We start from the raw sequence: 17,021 nt of genomic DNA on the forward strand, positions 1-17,021 counted from the left end.
ACAGCCAAAAAGGAGAAAAATATCGACCCATCGTGACCGCAGGGATTAGAATTTGACCGCGTAACGCCATCCGCTGCGCAGCGGTCACGTTCGCCGGAATGGCTGGTCACGTTCGCCGGAATACGCATCGAGGAAGGACCAAGTGGTGCGCTCCTGCGGCCCATACATGTGCGCAGCTTCACTACACAAGGCCTGCTGATAGAAGCTGCCGGCACGCTGCAGCAGTTCATCGGCGCCGCAGGCGCGGAACGTCCTGTTGAGCAGGTGGGCCAGGCCTGCGTGGCCATGACATAACCAAGGGTTGTCCACCTGTAGTGATGCTTCGGAGCGCAGACAGGCGGCCCGCAGTACACGCACGCCGTCGTCGCTGAGCGAGGCATCTTCCAGCGCGTGGCCAGCCAGCAGTAGCGCATTGCCGACGCCAAAGTCGCCATAGCACCAGGCGCCGCGCGATGGATTGGGGTCGCCGATCAGATTGGGGAAAGCGCCATCCGCACTGCGTGGCATTTCGCAGGCCCGCAGCCAAGCAATACTGTTGCGCAGCATGGTGGTCGCCGAGGCGGGCGCTACCTCGCGCTCGATCGCCTTGGCCAGCAACGCGCTGACGCCGGCATTACCATGTGCCATGCCCACGTCCCATACCATATCCGTGTTCAACCGCTGCCACATCGGCGACCACGGCATCATGGCTGGCGTTGTGGCCCAGTACTGCCGCTCGCCCTGGAAGCTGGACATCGCTTCCAGGTGTGCAAACACGGTGTCCACTAGCGTGTGGTCGCCCTGGCGACTGGCGCGCGCCACCGAGTAGACGCCGATGCCGCACAGGCCAGACACCAGGTCGTAATGGCCAGCCCATGGCCGCGACAATCCGGCACGCAGCACTTCGTCATAATCGTCGAGCGAGCGGCTGTATTCGTCGGAGTCCAGCAGCGCATCAAGCTGTAGTGCGCACAGCGCCAGACCGGTGGAACCGCCAAACAGGGACCATGCGCCCAAGTCCATGCGACTCAGCGCATGGTCCATCAATTCGTAGGCATAGTCGGCATAGCGCGGCCGATCCAAGGCTATCGCGCCATGGGCCATCAGCGTTGCCGCCGCGGCGGCGCCGGCCGACAACGAGGCGTAAGGCAGATCCAGGACGTTGCGGTCGTGCAGCACGCTGTGACAGATGGTGTCGGCGCGCTCCAGCAATTGTCCCGCCAGTGTCGGATCAATAGGTAAAGAAGTGCTGTACATGATTCTCTCGTAGTGAACTGGGAAGACTTCAGAGCTGGCTGATCCAGTGCCGGGCGGCCTCAAGCACCGCGTCCCGGTGGTCTTCAGGCTGGGGATCAAGCGCATGGTCGGGTGCGATTTTCCCCTGGATTACCTGACCATTGCGGTCGGCATAACGGCCAGTGCTGATGGCCAAACTGGCACCGTCCGGCCAGGGGCGGTCGAACACACTGGTGGTCAATCCAGCAGTGCCGGTGCCGAAGGTCGCGCTGTAACGGCGCTGCAGAAAGGCGGTCAGCAGGGCTTCACCAGCACTGGCGGTGCGGTTGCCGATCAATAGCGCCACTGGTTCGCGCTCGCCATCGAACATGGGATCGGCGCCGGTGAAATACGGCTCCTGATCGTCGCTATCGCCCGGAATGCCAAAAGCCCACCGGCTGCGCTTGCCGTTGCGGTCGATCGTATAACCGACATCGATGTTGCCGTAGAGTGGGCGAAAGCCGGCAATCAATGGCCCGGTGCTGCCGCCGCTTTGTTCGCGCAAATCGATAATCCAGCGCCGCGCGCCGCGCTCATGCATGTTGCTCAGCACGTCGCGCACCTGATGCGCGTAGCTTTGCCGCGCTTCCCGGGTGACGGCCGCCTTGCTGACCAGCTTTACATAAGCCAGATCGGGCGCCAGCAGTGTGGCGTCAATCGGCTTGTCGTCTGACGGACTGCCGGCGCGCGCGCGTCCCTTGCTCGCGGCCAGGATGCGAATTTCTTCGACCGTGAGGAACCTGCTGTGCGGGTCGCCTAGCAGGCGGGCCACGTCCTTCAGCGTCAGACTCAGGTCGGCTGGCGACACGGCGCCGCTGGCGCTGATGCCTGCACTGTGGCGCAGGGTGCGCAGCCGTGCCGCATCGTAGTACAGATAGTAGTGGGTCAGCTTGTCGAAGGCTCGTTCCAGATAGGCTTCACTGTCCCCGCTCATCTGGCCTGGCGCATACACCGCGCTGCTCCTGCTGAGCGACAGTGACTGGATACCGAGTTGGGCCGGTCCGCTGTTCACCTGGATAAAAACAGCAACCTTGTCCGCTTCCGAGGGGATGTACGCGCTGGCCTGCAGCACGCCGCCGCTGAAAAGGTAATCGCCGCCACTATGGCTAGCCACCTGGTCGCCGTGATAGGCGGTGATCAGGATTCTGAGATTGATGGCATCGGGGGTCCTCAAGCGCAGGTCGGCGTTGAGATATAGACGCCGCCCCGCCACATCCAAAGCAGGCATGACTGCTGCGATTTCCGAGACCTTGCCGGGACAAGTGGTCAGCGCGGCGTCCGCACTGAGCTGCACGTCTTGCGCGACACCGCATTCGCTCGTTACCCGAAAGGTGACGGTGACCGGCTGTACAACGCGCACTCCGTTGGCGGCCGCAGCGGTTCCCCACAAAAGTGCCATCAGAAAAGTCATCAGTGACTTCATCCGGACAATCCCATCTGCGCGGCCAGGCGCGACAATGATCCTTTCTGTTCGCTACGCGTGGTACTCAGATCCAACCAGATGATTTCATCGACGCCATGGACTTCGGTCAGGGTCAGGATCTTGTCCTGGCACTGGGCAGCCGTGCCGATCACGGTGGGAAGCACATATTCGTTGCTATGGGCGGCCAGCAGGCGCGGCACGTCGGCCGCATGCTCAGCACAGACTCCGGCAATGGCCAGCGCGCACTGCGGTGCAGTTCTGCCATTGTCAGCGAGGTCGCGGAAGGTGTGGAGAATTTTGGGGTCTTGCAGCGCGCCGCTGTGGAACAGCGAGTGGCAATAACTGGTACCCAGCCTGCTGGCCAACAGCATCGACGCTTCGCCCGTACCCAGCAGCCACGCTGACGGCGCGCGTGGGAGTTTGACCGACCGCCCAAGCTCGATGCCGTCTTGCAGATAGCCCAGCAGCGCCGTGGTTTTTTCTTCGAACTTGAGGATCGAGTGATCGAGCTCGCGACCCTCGATCAGTGCTTTGGCAATCACCGGGTCGCACGCACCGCGGCAAACGCCCAGGTCTATCCTGCCGGGAAACAGCTCTTCCAGCACCTGAAAGGTCTCGGCAACCTTGTAGGGGCTGTAAAAATTCAGCAGCACGCCGGCCATGCCCACCTTTATCTGGCTGGTAGTCGCAGCCATCAGTGGCAACAGCATTTCCGGACTGCCGCTGCCGCACCAGACGTGGTGTTCCGCCAGCCAGAAACGGGAAAAGTGCAGACTATCGGCAAGTTGGGCGCACTCCACGACCTCTGACAATGACCTCGCATAGCTCGAGTCGTCCACTGACAGAAAGTCCAACAAACCTATTTTGATAGCTTTTTTCGGCATTTTGGGGCTCTCGTATCCACGGGTACGTTATTTGACAAAAAAAATACATCTTGATCTGAAATATTAAATTACTGGCCTAGCTTATTAATAAATTACCACATCAAAAAAATACGAAAAAAATTTCATTGCATGCGGTACCAAATGGAATAGGGACGCAGCAATACGCAGTTTTTTCAGTGGCAACTTTGCCTATACATTAGACTTCAAATTTCTCAATTTTATTTTTTCGTTGTTTTTTTGATGTTTGACGCTTTAAATAACCAAGGTGATATCAAACGATAATAAATTATTGATACCAAACCCATGCCGCACATTTAATAAAAATGTCTTACCAATATACGGCCGCTGGTAGACACTTTAAAATTAACGACACACCTAATGTACCAAATAATAACAAATCAAAACATTACGAATTGGTAATAAAAGTTAATCTTGGCCCGACGCCGAACCGTGGAGGATGGCCTCCACTCATATTTCCTATACACGCGGGCCCTTCAGCACCAAAATGTTCAGCTTCGGCGTGCGCGATTCGCCCTACGTGCGGCGACGAAACGTCGGCGGTGAGCAAGCGTAGGCCATGGCAAAGCGCCACAAGGCCCAAGGTGCCGGGGTGTCGCACAAAAACACGACCGAAAGTGAGGGCAGAGGCGGTTTGCGGTCGCGGCTAATCGCGGCTAAATGCGTTCGGGAAATAAGCATCCTTGGCCAAATCCCTGAGTTGACTTGAATGCAGGTAAGGGGAAAAGGACAGAATTTGCGTAAGCACCTAGCGCGACCAGCTTCTGTGGGAAACTAAACCTGTGTAGGGGTTGCGAACGGCAGCGGCGAGTCGATTTTGCTGTTGGGGCAAGCAGGCAGTTTTTCCAAGGAATCGGCTAGCCAGCGTGCAGGGACAAGCTCGCTGAGTTTGGCGGTAGCGAACAAGCTTTGGATCGCAGTCGGGCGGTGGGCTGCACGCTCGGGCCCTGTGAAATGACGGTGTTCCGTTCGGTGTGACACTGCGGTGCCTGCGTGCAATTCGACTTGTGGTGCGAGCAAAATCGGCAGTGCAGGACAAATAACTTGCGCTGACGTGGATGTGCTCCGTCGAAAGCGCGACAGACGTCTTCGATGATGAGGCAGTGCTCTCTTGGCCTGCCCTTGAAGATCTTGGCGATCAGATGACGCAGAACGGCCCCTGCTCGCGCAGCAAAGCCGTGAAGGCGTCTACCGCCAGCGGCCGGCTGAAATAGTAGCCCTGCATCTCATCGCAGCCGTGCCGCGTCAGGAAGTCGACCTGTTCGCGCGTCTCCACGCCTTCGGCGATCACCCGCATGTGCAGGTTATGCGCCAGCGAGATCACTGATAATGCGATGGCCGCGTCGCTGCTGCTGGTGGTGACGTCGTCGACAAACGATTTGTCGATTTTCAGTACATCGATCGGGAAGCGCTTCAGGTAGCCCAGGCTGGAATAGCCGGTGCCGAAGTCGTCGAGCGAAATGCTCACGCCGATGTCTTTCAGGCTGGTGAGCGCGGCGACCGCCTTGTCCGGGTCCCCCATCACCGTGCTTTCGGTGATTTCGATGCCCAGGCAGCTGGGATCGAGGCCGTATTTGCGCAAGGTCGCTTCGACGAACGGCACGGTGCGGTCCTGCGCGAACTGCTTGCCCGACAAGTTGACGGCCACCTTGATGCTGCCCAGGCCCGCCGCCTGCCAGTCGCGGATCTGCGCGCACACGGTGTCGAGCACCCATTCGCCGATCGCCGTGATCAGGCCATATTCCTCGGCCAGCGCGATGAACAGGTTGGGAGGAACCTTGCCCAGCACCGGATTGTCCCAGCGCAGCAGCGCTTCGGCGCCCAGCATGGCACCGGAGCGCAAGCACAGCTGCGGCTGGTAATGGACTTCAAATTCGTTGCGCGCGATGGCGCCGCGCATCTGCCGCTGCATCGCCAGCCGGGCACGGATGTCGTTGCCCATGCGCTCGGTGAAGAACGCATAGTGGTCGCGTCCCATTTCCTTGGCGCGCACCAAAGCCGTGTCGGCATGGCGCAGCAGGTCGTCGAAGGTGTCGCCGTCGGCCGGGCACATGGCGATACCGATGCTGGTGGTCAGCGCCAGGCGGTCGCCACCCACGCTCAGTTCCTCGCGCAGGCCGGCCAGGATGGTCTGCGCCAGCGCCATGGTGCGGCCCAGCAGCGCATCGTCCTGCAGCAGGATCTGGAACTCGTCGCCGCCCTGACGCGCCACCGTGTCGCCTTCGCGCACGCAGCCGGTCAAAAAGCGTGCCACCACCTGCAACGCCTTGTCGCCGACGGCCTGGCCGTGCGAATCGTTGATGTTCTTGAAGCGGTCCAGGTCCAGGCACATCAGCACCATCTGCTGGCCGTCGCGGATGGCGCCCAGGCGCTGCTGCTCGAAGCGCTCACGTACCAGCGCGCGGTTGGGCAGTCCCGTCAGCGCGTCGTGCCAGGACAGGAAATCGATCAGGTGCTGCTCGGCCTTGCGCTCGCTGATATCGAGGAACACGCCGATGTAATTGATGACGGCACCGTCCGGGCCATACACGGTGGTCGCGCTCAGGTGGCTGGGATAGGTGTCGCCGCTCTTGCGCCGGGTCTGTACCTCGCCCGACCAGCAGCCGCTGCCGCGCAAGCCCTGGCGCAGCGCCGCGCAGGCGGCCTCGTCGGCGCCGCCGGCATGCAGGCGCATGATGTCCATGCCGCGCACGTCCTGCGCGGTATAGCCGGTGATGCGCGTGAAAGCGGGATTGGAGGTGACGATGATGCCTTGCGGGTCGGTGATCAGGATGGCGTCCTGGGTCGCCTCGAACACCTGGCCCGACAGGCGCAAAAGCTCTTCATTGGCGCGCCGTATCTGCACTTCGCGCGCCAGCGTGCTGGCCACCTGTTCCAGTTCGGCAGTGCGTTCGGTGACGCGCCGCTCCAGCGTGATCCGCTCCTGCGCCAGCTGCAGCTGGGCGCGGCGCAGGCGCACATGGGCGTCGGTGCGGGCCAGGATTTCCTCGGCCTGGAACGGCTTGGCGATGAAATCGACGGCGCCCAGCGCAAAGCCGCGCACCTTGTCGTCGGTATCGTGCTGGGCCGACAGGAAAATCACCGGCACCTCGCGCAGTTCGGGCGAGGCTTTCAGGCGGCGGCAGACCTCGAAGCCGTCGAGGCCGGGCATGCGCACATCGAGCAGGATCAGGTCGGGCGGCCGCGATTGCGCCGTCCACAGGGCCAGCTCGCCATTCGGCGCCTGGCGCACGGCATAGCCGGCGCCGCCCAGCAGATCGCTCAACAGCTTGAGCGAGGCCGGGGTATCTTCGACGATCAGCACTTCGCCCTTCGTATTGACTTCCGGAAAATCGCGATGCATGTAGCAGTTCTCTCAGCTCTGGATGAGGCGCAGCGATGGTTTGCGCACTGGACAAGACTCGTTTTGCAGTGAACTACGTTCCAACATCATAATCTTCATTGCAAATTAGCACCACTCCACAGCCCGCTTTTCGCGCATTTTTTGATCCTGTCCGATGTTGTCAGTCCACAATCATGATGGCCAGGGTCCGTCATCGCGCTCCAGCAAGGCGCACAGCGGCAGGTACTGGTGCTGCTCCAGCATCGCTTGCAACGGCGCCAGCAGCGGCTGCGCCGCTGGCGGCAGGGCCTGCAGCAGCCAGGCCACGCGCGTCAGGTTCAGTTCGCGCAGCGCCGCCAGCAGCGCCGCGCGCTCGACTGGCGCCAGCACGGCCAGGTCGCGCGCGCCCAGCGTACGCGCCGGGCTGGCCTCCTGCGGCACCGGCAGCGCCGGCGAGCCCGATGCCACAGGCGGCAGTTCGGCGCCGCGCGCGGGAATCGCAAAGCGGAATGTCGCGCCCTGCCCGGGCGTTGATTCCACCGTCAGCGCGCCTTTCATCAGGCAGACGAATTCGCGTGAAATCGCCAGGCCCAGGCCCGTGCCATCCTTGGGGCCATCGCTGTCTGCCTGCACGAAGGGCTCGAAAATGCGCTGCTGGTCGTGCAGGGCGATGCCCACGCCGGTATCGCTGACGGCAAATTCGAGCCGCCACTGGCCAGCTTCCAGGCAGACACCGCGTGCCTGCAGGGTTACCGTACCGTGACCAGCGAACTTGACGGCGTTCGACATCAGGTTCAGCAATACCTGGCGCAGGCGCGTGCCATCGAGGTGGGCCGCCGGCGGCAGGCTGGCGCAATCGAGACGCAACTGCAGGCCGTGCTGTTCGGCGCGCATGCCGAGCATGTCCATCACCTCCTGCAGCAGCGGCGCCAGCGCCACCACTTCGCATTGCGCCGACAGCTTGCCCGCCTCGCCCTTCGACAATTCGAGGATCTCGTTGATCAGGGTAAGCAGGTGCTTGCCCGAGCGGTGGATGATGGCCAGGTTGCGCTTTTCATCGGCCTGCATGTGGGGCGAATCGGCCATCAGGCGCGAAAAACCGATCACCGAATTCAAGGGCGTGCGCAGTTCGTGGCTCATGTTGGCCAGAAACACGCTCTTGGCGCGGTTGGCCGCCTGCGCCTGGTTCACCGCCACCGACAGCGCGCCGGTGCGCTCGGCCACCAGTTCTTCCAGGTGGTGGCGGTGGCGCAGCAGTTCCAGTTCGGCCTCGCGGTGCGCCGTGATGTCATAGTTGGAGCCGACCAGGCGCATCGGCCTGCCGTCGCCATCGCGAAACAGCACCGCATCGACCTTGATGTAGCGGATCGACTGGTCCGGCCACAGGATGCGGTATTCATGCGCGAAATTGCTGCCTTCCCTGAGCGCGGCGCGCAGCGCCTGCTTGGTCGGTTCTATATCGTGCGCCAGCAGCGAGGCGCGCCAGATCATCGCGGGCGGCAGGCCGGCCGCCGGATCGGCCTTGAACTGCGTGTACATCTGGTCGTCCCATTCCAGTTCGCCACCGGCCACGTTCCAGTCCCAGATGCCGATGCTGGCCGCGCCGGTGGCCATCTGCACTCGTTCTTCACTGCGCTGCAGCGCGCGGTAGCGGCTGTCGAGCAGCGCCACCATGTCGCGGATCGAACGGTACAGGGTGCGCAGCTCGCCCAGGAACCAGGTCTTGGGCGGCATGCCGGCCGCCACCGGCTGGCCGGCGCGCACGGCGGCCGCATACTGGCCGATGGCTTTCAATGGCCGCAGCATCAGCCACCACATCAGCAGCCAGATGCTGGCCACCAGGATCACGTCGAGGCCGACGATGATGGCGCCGATGGCCAGCGCACGCTGGCGCAGCTGCGCATGCAGCACCGACGGCTCGGCGTACACGGCGACGGCGCCGATAATCTGCCCGCTCAGGGTCACCATGCGCCGTTCGGCCAGCAAGGATGGGTCGTCCGGTTCGAGTTCCAGGCTGACGATGGCGCCGCCGGCACTGCGGCGCAGGATGATGGTCTCCTTGCCGATCGCCGGCGTGAGCGCAATGGCGTGCAGTTCACGGTTGCCCAGGATGCTGCGCATGATGGCCTGCATCTGCTTTTCATCGAGATTCCACAGCGGCAGTTCGACCGCCACGGCCAGCTGGTCGGCGCTGACCGACACCGTGCGGTGCAACTGCTGCCAGCGCTGCGCGCGCTCGGACTGGTAGAACAGCACCGCGAACACCAGCAGCAGCAAGGTGACGACAAAGGTCAGCGCCACGCTGACGGCCAGCACGATAGAGACGTTGCCGAGGCGTCCCGGCTTGCCCTTGTCCTTGATCTGTTCCTCGTTCATGGCTGGCCCTGATCGGTGTCCTGCGCCAGCCACTGGCACATTTGCCGGTACTGGTGCTGTTCCAGCATGGCGGCCAGGCGCGCGGCCAGCTGCGGCCAGCGCGTGGCCAGGCTGGCCAGCACGATGGCGCTGCGCCGCAGGTCGAGCGCGCTGACGGCCTCAAACAGCGCGGCGCGCTCGCCCGGTGCCAGCAGCGCCAGCTCGCCAGGCGCCAGCGCCAGCGGCTCGGCGCCAGGCGCCAGCACTGGCGCGGCGCACGCCTCCTCGCGCAGGAAGCGCAGTCCCAGCTGCTGTTCCAGCATGGCAAACAGGTGCTCCTGCTCGATCGGTTTGCGCAAAAAGGCGTCGGCGCCGGCCGCCAGCGCTTCCTGCTTTTCCTCTTCAAAGGCGGAGGCTGTCATGATGGCCAGGCGCGGCTGCGCCATGCCGGCCTGGCCGCGCAGCCAGCGCGCCAGCTGCAAGCCGTCCATGCCGGGCATGCGCCAGTCGGTCAGCACCAGGTCAAAACGCTGCGCGGCGAGCAGCGCCTGCGCCTCTGCGCCGCCGGACGCCTGCTGCAGCACGAAGCCGAGCGGCGCCAGCAGGCCAGCGAGCAGCTTGCGGCAATTGCCATCATCGTCCACCAGCAGCACCGCCCGCCCGCGCTGGGCCGGCGGCAGGCAGCACACCCGCCCCGGCCGCATGGGCAAGGCGGTTTGCGCCAGCACCTCGGGCACGCGCAGCGAAAAATGGAACACCGAACCCTGGCCCACAGTCGATTCGACCTGCAGCTGCCCCTGCATCAGGCGCACGAATTCTCGCGAGATGCTCAGGCCCAGGCCGGTGCCAGCCTGCGCGGCGGCGCTGTCGGCCTGCACGAAGGGCTCGAAGATGCGTTCGAGATCGGCGTCCGCGATGCCGGTGCCGGTATCGCGCACCGCAAACGCCAGCAGCACCTGGCCATCGCCGGCCGGCTGGCAATCGAGCGACAGGGTCACGCTGCCCTGTTCGATGAATTTCAGCGCGTTCGACAGCAGGTTGAGCAGCACCTGGCGCAGCTTGGCGCCGTCGAGCCGGACCAGCGGCGGCACGTGGGCGCGTTCCACGCACAGGGCGATGCCGCGCCCGCGCGCGCGCATGCGCACCATCTCGATCACTTCGTCGAGCAGGCCGTTCAGGTCGACCGGGCTGGCTTGCAGCTGCATGCGGCCCGCTTCGATCTTCGACAGTTCCAGGATGTCGTTGATCAGGCTGAGCAAATGGTGGCCGGCGCGGTTGATGATGGCCAGGTTGTGTTTTTCTTCCTCGAACATGCTGGTCGAGTCGGCCATCATCTGCGAAAAGCCGATCACCGAATTCAGGGGCGTGCGCAGCTCATGGCTCATGTTGGCCAGAAAAACGCTTTTCGCGCGGTTGGCCGACTGCGCCTCCGTCACCGCCACCGACAGCGCGGCCGTGCGCTGCTGTACCAGCTCCTCCAGATGGTCGCGGTAGCCGAGCAACTCCTGCTCGCCGCGCTTGCGCGCGCTGATGTCGACGATGCCGCCGCGCACCAGGCGCCGCCCGTCCATCGGCAAGCGCACCATCCGCACTTCGGCCGGAAACACGCTGCCGTCGGCGCGACGGATATGGCGCTCCACATGGATGGTCTCGCCCAGCATCACCAGGCGCAGATGCTCTTCCACCATCAGCCCCAGCGGCAGCTTGTCGGGCTGCTCGCTGCTGTACAGGTCGAACGGTCCGCAAGCGAGCAGGCGCTCGCGCGACATGCCCAGCATCTGCTGCGCGCTGCTGTTGGCGTCGACAAACAGATCGAGATCCACGTCATACACCAGGATCGCTTCGGGCGCATGCTCGACCAGGATGCGGAAGCGCTGCTCGCTTTCGCGCGCCTCGCTTTCCGCGCGCCGCAAGCGGCGCTGCTGCAGCAGCAAGGCACTCAGCAGGCAAGCCATGATCATGAATACGCCGCCGACCACCATCACCACGGCGCGGTGTTCCTGCCACACATTGAGCGGACGGTTCAGGAAGACGGCGTGCGGCGGCAGGCGGCTGATGTCGGCATCCCAGCGCTCGATCTGCCGCCAGTCATACATCGGCACCGGATGGGCGGGCGGCAGCAGCCGGCCCGGCGCGCCCGGCGCCTGGCCGGCCAGCAGATCGAGCGACATGCGCGCCACCTGTTGCGCCGCATCTTCAATATCGAGGATGGAACCGCCGAGGATGCCCTGCCCCAGGTTGCTGTCATACAGGCCAAAGGCCGGTACATTGGCCAGCCGCGCCAGCTGCGTGGCAAACCGCACCGGCGTGGCGAGACTGCCGGCGACATCGCGGTTGACATTGCCCGTCACCAGCAGCGCATCGGGCGGCAGGTGCGCCACCGTCTCGCGCATCTGCGCCAGGGTCAGGCCATCGAGGTAGCGCAGCGCCACCTTGCCCTGCCAGGCCTGCGCCGCCTGCTGCATGCGGCGCTTGAGCGCCTGGTCGGCCGCGCTGACGCCGACCGCCATGACGATCTCGCGGGTCTGCGGAAACAGCGCCATGGCCTGCGCCAGGGTGCCGGCGAAATCGACATTGGCCTTTTGCTGCCAGATGGCGGCCGGGCTGCCCGCCGGCAGCGGCTCGCCCGCACTGTTAATTGCCAGCACTGGCGCGGCGTGCGCCAGCGGCGCCAGCTCGGCCAACAGATAGTCGAGCGCCGGCTGCTGCATGGCAACGATCAGGTCCGCCTGGTGGCCCGAGCCTTCGCTGTATCGCAATAGCAACAATTCGCGCATCTTGGCGCGCAGCACCGGCTCGCTCAAGGTGTTCAGGTTGAGAAACTCCACCACCACGTCTTCGCTGGCCAGGCCGCCGTCCATCATGGCGCGCATATAAGTGCGCGTATACGATTCGACGCCGGCACGGCCATAGTCGTAGGAACTGAGGAACAACACGCGCTTGCCGGCCAGGCTGGCCGGCCCACTGTCAGCAGCATGCACGCAGGCACAGGCCAGCAGGAGCAGCAATGCGCGGCTGCAGCGCCGCAGCGCCGTCCATCGCTTCCCACCGCCAGGCATCAGCCCACGCGGCGCCTTGCCCGCAACGCCCATGTCCATGCCTACCCTGTCCGTCTTCGTGTGTGCTACTGACACTTACAAAAACATGATAACGTCAACAATGCGGGCAAGTCCATTCCTTAAAGAATCATTTTAAGCACCAGCTACACGGCACTGGCGGCGCTGATGCCGAACAATTCCAACTCCAGGCCGCGGATGCCCGACGGCACGTAGATGGCGATCGCCTGCGATTTGATCATCGCTTCGTGGATGGCGCCTTTGTTCTCGATCGCAAAATAGCAGGTATGCGGCCGCACCGGCACTTCAGCCGGCACCTGCGCCAGATGCCGCAAGCCGGCGCCGGGCAAGGCGCGCGCCACCAGCACATCGATCTGCCCGGGCGACGAAATCTTCAATTGCAGCGGCACCACGGCCACCAGCTCCAGTGCCGGCAAATCGGCATTGACGGCCAGGCACAGGGTGGTCTGCGGATTGACTTGCGCCGCATCGAGCACGCCATGATAGTGGGTGCTTTTTTCCGGATCGATGTCGAGCGCGATCGGAAAATAGCGCGACAGCAGCACGGTGTCGACCAGGTCGCGGATGATGAAGTCCAGCTTGCCAAAGCCTGGGGCGGGATCGTCATGCTGGTAGCGCGGCAAATCTTTCAACGCGTATTTCCTGGAAAACGTCATCAGGCCGCCGGCCAGCGCCATCAAATGCCCGAACAATTGCTCGGGATGGTGGCGGCCATGGCTGACGCAATGGCTGAGCGTGGCGATCGCCGTGCTGAGGGTATTGAGCATCCAGAACGAGGACATGTCGCCGCCGTGAAACTCCACCGCATGGTGGCCCGGTTGCCGGTGGCGGCTGTACAGCGAGGCGATTTTCGCACCCAGGCGCTCGATCAGGGAGTCGAGCATCGTTTGCAGCGCCGCGTGCGCATCGATGGCCAGGCACGGCGGCAGCCAGGACGCATCGATCTCGAAGCCGCCACGCCCGCCGCGGCGCAGGCGCACCAGCGGGATGGCCAGATAGTCGTGCCGCGGCTGGCCATGCCACAGCAGGCAAACCTGGTTTTTCAGATACGCCACGGGCACGCTGACGGCCTCGCTGTACAGGTCGGGCGTTTCGATATCGGTCTGCTGATAGCGCGCGCCCGCCGCCAGGTTGCCGCCATGCGCCTTCATGGCGGGCAGCGCGGCGTAAAAGGTGAAACTGTGCTCGTCGGACGGCAGCAGCGACAGGTCGACCGCGGCCGGCAAGGCATCGCCGAGCGGCGCCTCATAGAGTTCGCCGTCCTGGAACACCAGCGACAGGGTGTCGGCGCGCAAGCTGTTGTTGGCCAGCGCATCGGCATTCCAGTTGACGGCGCGCACGCCCCACAGGTGCGGACTGATCAGGGACGCCAGTCGCTGCAAACGCGCTTCATGATAGCGGTCCAGCTGCTGGAACTGCTGCGGGCCAATGGCCAGGCCTTCCGACCATAATAATTTTGACGGCAATGTCACGCTGCGCTCCCTTGCAATGATGGAATCTGAGCTTGCCAGTCTGAAGTTGCCAGTACGAAAGTCATTGATGTTGCGCAGCAAGTAGCACGGGATTTTTGCGCAATCGCAAATTGCCTGTGGGAAAACACTTTGATACTGGTCACTCCAACGACTCCGGCGCTGCCCAGGCGCATCACCGCATGGAAACCTTGCTGCCGTACTTCGAACGCGAACTGGTCATGCTGCGTACACATTGCCGCGAATTTGCCGAGCGCTATCCACGCATCGCCGGCAAGCTGCGCATGTCGGGCGAGGCTTGCGAAGATCCCCACGTCGAGCATCTGATCGAGTCGGTGGCCATGCTGGCGGCGCGCATCTCGAAGCGTCTCGACGATGACTATCCCCAATTCACGCACGCCCTGTTCGAGACCCTGTTTCCGCACTATCTGCGGCCGTTCCCGTCCTGCGCGATCGTGCGCCTGGCGCCGCCCGCGCTTGACGGCACGGTGCTGCGCCTGTCGGCCGGCAGCCTGATGGATGCCCCCCTGGTGCGCGGCGTGCGCTGCCGTTTCAGCGCCGTCTACGATATGGCGGCGGGCGACGTGGCGTTGACGGCCGCCACTTTCGACACCAGGATCAAGGCGCCGCCCGCCGTGCGCCTGCCGGGGGGCGCCAGCGCGGTGATCAGCATCAATATCGCGCATCACGGCAAGCCGCCGCCGACGCTGCGCCTGTTTATCGATGGCGAACCGTCGTTTGCCGCCGCGCTGCACGACGCGCTGTTGCTGCATGCGGGCAGCGCCTGGGTCGAAGGCGCCGACGGGCAATGGCTGGCCTTGCCTGCGCCGCCGCTGGCACCGGTGGGCTTTGCCGAAGCGGAGGCCTTGCTGCCGTTTGGCGCGCGGTCACACAGCGCCTACCGCATCCTGGCCGAGTATTTTGCCTACCCTGAAAAATTCAATTTCGTCGATATCGACACCGCGGCGCTGCAAGCGCGCCTGCCGGCCGGCTGTCGCGGCTATACCCTGCACCTGGTCTTGACCGGCATGCCGGCCGACGGCGACAGCGCGCGCATGCTGGCCAGCTTGTCAAACGCCAACCTGCTGCCCGGTTGCAGTCCCGTGATCAACCTGTTCCCGCAAGCCGGCGTGCCGGTCACCGTCACGCGGCAGAAAACCGAGTACGCCGTACTGGCCCACGCCACCCACGCGCATGGCTACGAGGTACTGGGCATGGTATCGGTGCAGTTGCTGCGCCAGCGCGACGGCGACAGCAGCGTGAGCGAAGTACGCCCCCTGTACAGCCTGCGCCATGGCGAAGGCGCGGCGCAGCCGGGGCCGTACTGGGTCATGCGCGATGACCCGGCGGTGGCGCTCAAAAGCGCCGGCCATGAAAAAACCATCAGCCTGGTCGATGGCGACTTCAATCCCCTGGTCCAGGAAAAAGCCACCCTGTCGTTGATGCTGAGCTGCAGCAACCGCGACCTGCCTTTGGCGCTCAAACACGGCCAGCCGCAAGGCGATTTGCAGCCTTGCGGCGGCGGCGCGCCCCTGCGGCTGCTGCGCCGGCCCAGCCCGCCGCGCCGCTATGCGCCGGGGCAAGGCCTGCACTGGCGCCTGGTGTCGCACCTGGCGCTCAATCATCATGCGCTGACGCAAGAAGGCTTGCCGGCCCTGCGCGAAATGCTGGTGCTGTACGACCTGGCCCAGAGCGCCACCTCGCAACGCCAGATAGGCGGCATCGTGGCGCTGGAACAGCGCCCGGCCACCGCCTGGCTGCGCCACCCGCGCGGCGCGTCGCTGGTGCATGGCCTGGAAATACGCCTGACGCTAGACGAAGAAGCGTTTGTCGGCGCCAGCCTGTATCTGTTCGTGCGTGTCATCGACCAGTTCCTGGGCCTGTATGTGCAAATCAACAGCTTTGTCGAACTGGTGGTGTTGTCGCTACAAAGCGGAGAGGAGCTGATCCGATGCAAGCCAAGAAACGGCATGCAATATCTGGTGTGATCGCCCACCTGATGGCCGAGCCATGGCGCTACCAGTTCATGCAGGCGGTGGGCCTGCTGCTGCGCTGGCTGCGCCAGCAGGGCGTGCCGCCGGAACAGGCGCTCGACGAGGTGCTGCGCTTCCGAAACAGCCTGTCGCTGGGCTTTCCGGCCAGCCAGCTCGAACGCCTGTCGCAGCAGGACGATGGCAGCATCGCCATCACGCCAGCGTTTATCGGTTTGCTGGGAGGCAGCGGCGCCCTGCCCCTGCGCTACACGCAAGGCATTGCCAACAGCCAGCTCGCCGCCGGGGACGAGGGCGCCTCGGCCTTCCTCGATATTTTTTCGCACCGCATGGTGACGCTGTTTTACCAGGCGTGCGGCAAATACCGGCTGGAACACCGGCTGGCGACCGAAGCCAGGGACGATCAACTGCCGATGCTGCTGGCGCTGGCCGGCGTCGCCTCGCCCGCCGGCAATGATGCAACCCATGCGGCGGCCTGGTATGCGGCCCTGCTGCGCAACCGTCCCGCTTCGGCGCATGCGATTGTCAAGGTGCTGGCCGACCATTGCAGCATTCCCATCGCGCTGGAGCAATTCGCCGGCGCCTGGGATTACCTGCCGCAAAACCGTTTGAGCCGGCTAGGCAACAGCAATTTCGTATTGGGCCTGGGCGCCACTGTCGGCTTGCGGCTGTGGCGCCACGACCGGCGCGTGCGCCTGCATGTGGGGCCGGTGGATGAGGCCGGGTTGCAACGTTTCCTGCCGCACGGCGACGGTGCGCAAGCCCTGGCGCAGATGCTGGCACTGTTTGGCGCGCCCAGCCTGCAAGTCGAAATACGGCTGGTGCTGAGCGCATCGTGCATCAGCAAACTGGTGCTGAGCAGCAATCCGGCCAGGCAGCGCCGGCTGGGCTGGAGCACTTTCCTGCCAGGTAGCCATGGCCAGGTACGCGGCGCCGAAGTGCGCTATCTCTTGAAGGAAGCGAGGACCACATGAAACACCAGGGACGCGGCGTGATACGACTGGGCGACAAGACCGACCATGGCGGCAAGGTCAGCAGCGCATCCTCAGGCACCACCGTGATGGGTGTGGCGGCGGCGCTGGCCGGCGACATGACAGTCTGCCCCAAATGCAAGGGCAGCTTTCCGATTCAGCCCAATGGCGCCGGCGCCAGACACCAGGGCCGCGCCTATGCCTACGACGGCGACAAGACGGCTTGCGGCGCCAGGCTGATCACTTCCTTATAGCGG

10 protein-coding genes are annotated in these 17,021 nt (G+C 64.0%); 3 read left to right on the top strand and 7 right to left on the bottom strand.

Features of this window, described 5'->3' with window-relative positions:
- Positions 1 to 84 precede the first annotated feature (84 nt).
- The 7 genes from ASR47_RS15340 to tssK all read right to left on the bottom strand — a co-directional run bounded on the left by ASR47_RS15340 (position 85) and on the right by tssK (position 13,805).
- Positions 85 to 1,236 carry a lanthionine synthetase LanC family protein gene (locus ASR47_RS15340; protein ID WP_171898955.1) on the bottom strand — a complete coding sequence of 384 codons (1,152 nt, stop codon included), beginning with the start codon at positions 1,234 to 1,236 and terminating at the stop codon, positions 85 to 87.
- 28 nt (positions 1,237 to 1,264) lie between these two features.
- Positions 1,265 to 2,665 carry a S41 family peptidase gene (locus ASR47_RS15345; protein ID WP_171898956.1) on the bottom strand — a complete coding sequence of 467 codons (1,401 nt, stop codon included), beginning with the start codon at positions 2,663 to 2,665 and terminating at the stop codon, positions 1,265 to 1,267.
- An 8-nt stretch (positions 2,666 to 2,673) separates the two neighbouring features.
- Positions 2,674 to 3,561: an LLM class flavin-dependent oxidoreductase gene (locus tag ASR47_RS15350; RefSeq protein ID WP_082988958.1), complete on the bottom strand. Its 888-nt coding sequence runs from the start codon at positions 3,559 to 3,561 to the stop codon at positions 2,674 to 2,676.
- A gap of 1,156 nt (positions 3,562 to 4,717) precedes the next feature.
- Positions 4,718 to 6,922, bottom strand: coding sequence for a GGDEF/EAL domain-containing response regulator (locus ASR47_RS15355; RefSeq protein ID WP_065308673.1), 2,205 nt, complete (start codon positions 6,920 to 6,922; stop codon positions 4,718 to 4,720).
- Positions 6,923 to 7,093: 171 nt separating this feature from the next.
- Complete coding sequence (locus tag ASR47_RS15360; RefSeq protein WP_065308674.1) at positions 7,094 to 9,277, bottom strand: sensor histidine kinase; 2,184 nt, start codon at positions 9,275 to 9,277, stop codon at positions 7,094 to 7,096.
- A complete protein-coding gene (locus tag ASR47_RS15365; RefSeq protein WP_171898957.1) occupies positions 9,274 to 12,264 on the bottom strand; it encodes an ATP-binding protein in 2,991 nt (996 codons plus the stop codon). Before ASR47_RS15365 ends, ASR47_RS15360 begins: the two co-directional genes overlap by 4 nt.
- Positions 12,265 to 12,458: 194 nt before the next feature.
- The gene (tssK, locus tag ASR47_RS15370; protein WP_065308905.1) at positions 12,459 to 13,805 is read right to left on the bottom strand and encodes a type VI secretion system baseplate subunit TssK; all 1,347 of its coding nucleotides are present in this window, start codon (positions 13,803 to 13,805) and stop codon (positions 12,459 to 12,461) included.
- Between the two features lie 179 nt (positions 13,806 to 13,984).
- On the opposite strand from tssK, the gene tssF reads away from it, so the two are divergent.
- From tssF to ASR47_RS15385, 3 genes are read left to right on the top strand one after another with little or no spacing between them, the layout of a single operon-like run.
- Positions 13,985 to 15,790 carry a type VI secretion system baseplate subunit TssF gene (gene tssF / locus ASR47_RS15375; protein ID WP_065308676.1) on the top strand — a complete coding sequence of 602 codons (1,806 nt, stop codon included), beginning with the start codon at positions 13,985 to 13,987 and terminating at the stop codon, positions 15,788 to 15,790.
- Positions 15,754 to 16,767: a type VI secretion system baseplate subunit TssG gene (gene tssG, locus ASR47_RS15380; protein WP_082988959.1), complete on the top strand. Its 1,014-nt coding sequence runs from the start codon at positions 15,754 to 15,756 to the stop codon at positions 16,765 to 16,767. The genes tssF and tssG overlap by 37 nt, the downstream gene beginning before the upstream one ends.
- Complete coding sequence (locus tag ASR47_RS15385) at positions 16,764 to 17,018, top strand: PAAR domain-containing protein (protein ID WP_065308677.1); 255 nt, start codon at positions 16,764 to 16,766, stop codon at positions 17,016 to 17,018. Before tssG ends, ASR47_RS15385 begins: the two co-directional genes overlap by 4 nt.
- Positions 17,019 to 17,021: the final 3 nt, after the last annotated feature.

It is taken from the genome of Janthinobacterium psychrotolerans (genome assembly GCF_001677885.1).
In the GTDB taxonomy this organism is placed as follows: Bacteria; Pseudomonadota; Gammaproteobacteria; order Burkholderiales; family Burkholderiaceae_D; genus Janthinobacterium; species Janthinobacterium psychrotolerans.

Coding starts and splice junctions, on each gene's coding strand:
- ASR47_RS15340 (WP_171898955.1), bottom strand. CDS start 1,236: ATGTACAGCACTTCTTTACCTATTGATCCGACACTGGCGGGACAATTG.
- ASR47_RS15345 (WP_171898956.1), bottom strand. CDS start 2,665: ATGACTTTTCTGATGGCACTTTTGTGGGGAACCGCTGCGGCCGCCAAC.
- ASR47_RS15350 (WP_082988958.1), bottom strand. CDS start 3,561: ATGCCGAAAAAAGCTATCAAAATAGGTTTGTTGGACTTTCTGTCAGTG.
- ASR47_RS15355 (WP_065308673.1), bottom strand. CDS start 6,922: ATGCATCGCGATTTTCCGGAAGTCAATACGAAGGGCGAAGTGCTGATC.
- ASR47_RS15360 (WP_065308674.1), bottom strand. CDS start 9,277: ATGAACGAGGAACAGATCAAGGACAAGGGCAAGCCGGGACGCCTCGGC.
- tssF (WP_065308676.1), top strand. CDS start 13,985: ATGGAAACCTTGCTGCCGTACTTCGAACGCGAACTGGTCATGCTGCGT.
- tssG (WP_082988959.1), top strand. CDS start 15,754: ATGCAAGCCAAGAAACGGCATGCAATATCTGGTGTGATCGCCCACCTG.
- ASR47_RS15385 (WP_065308677.1), top strand. CDS start 16,764: ATGAAACACCAGGGACGCGGCGTGATACGACTGGGCGACAAGACCGAC.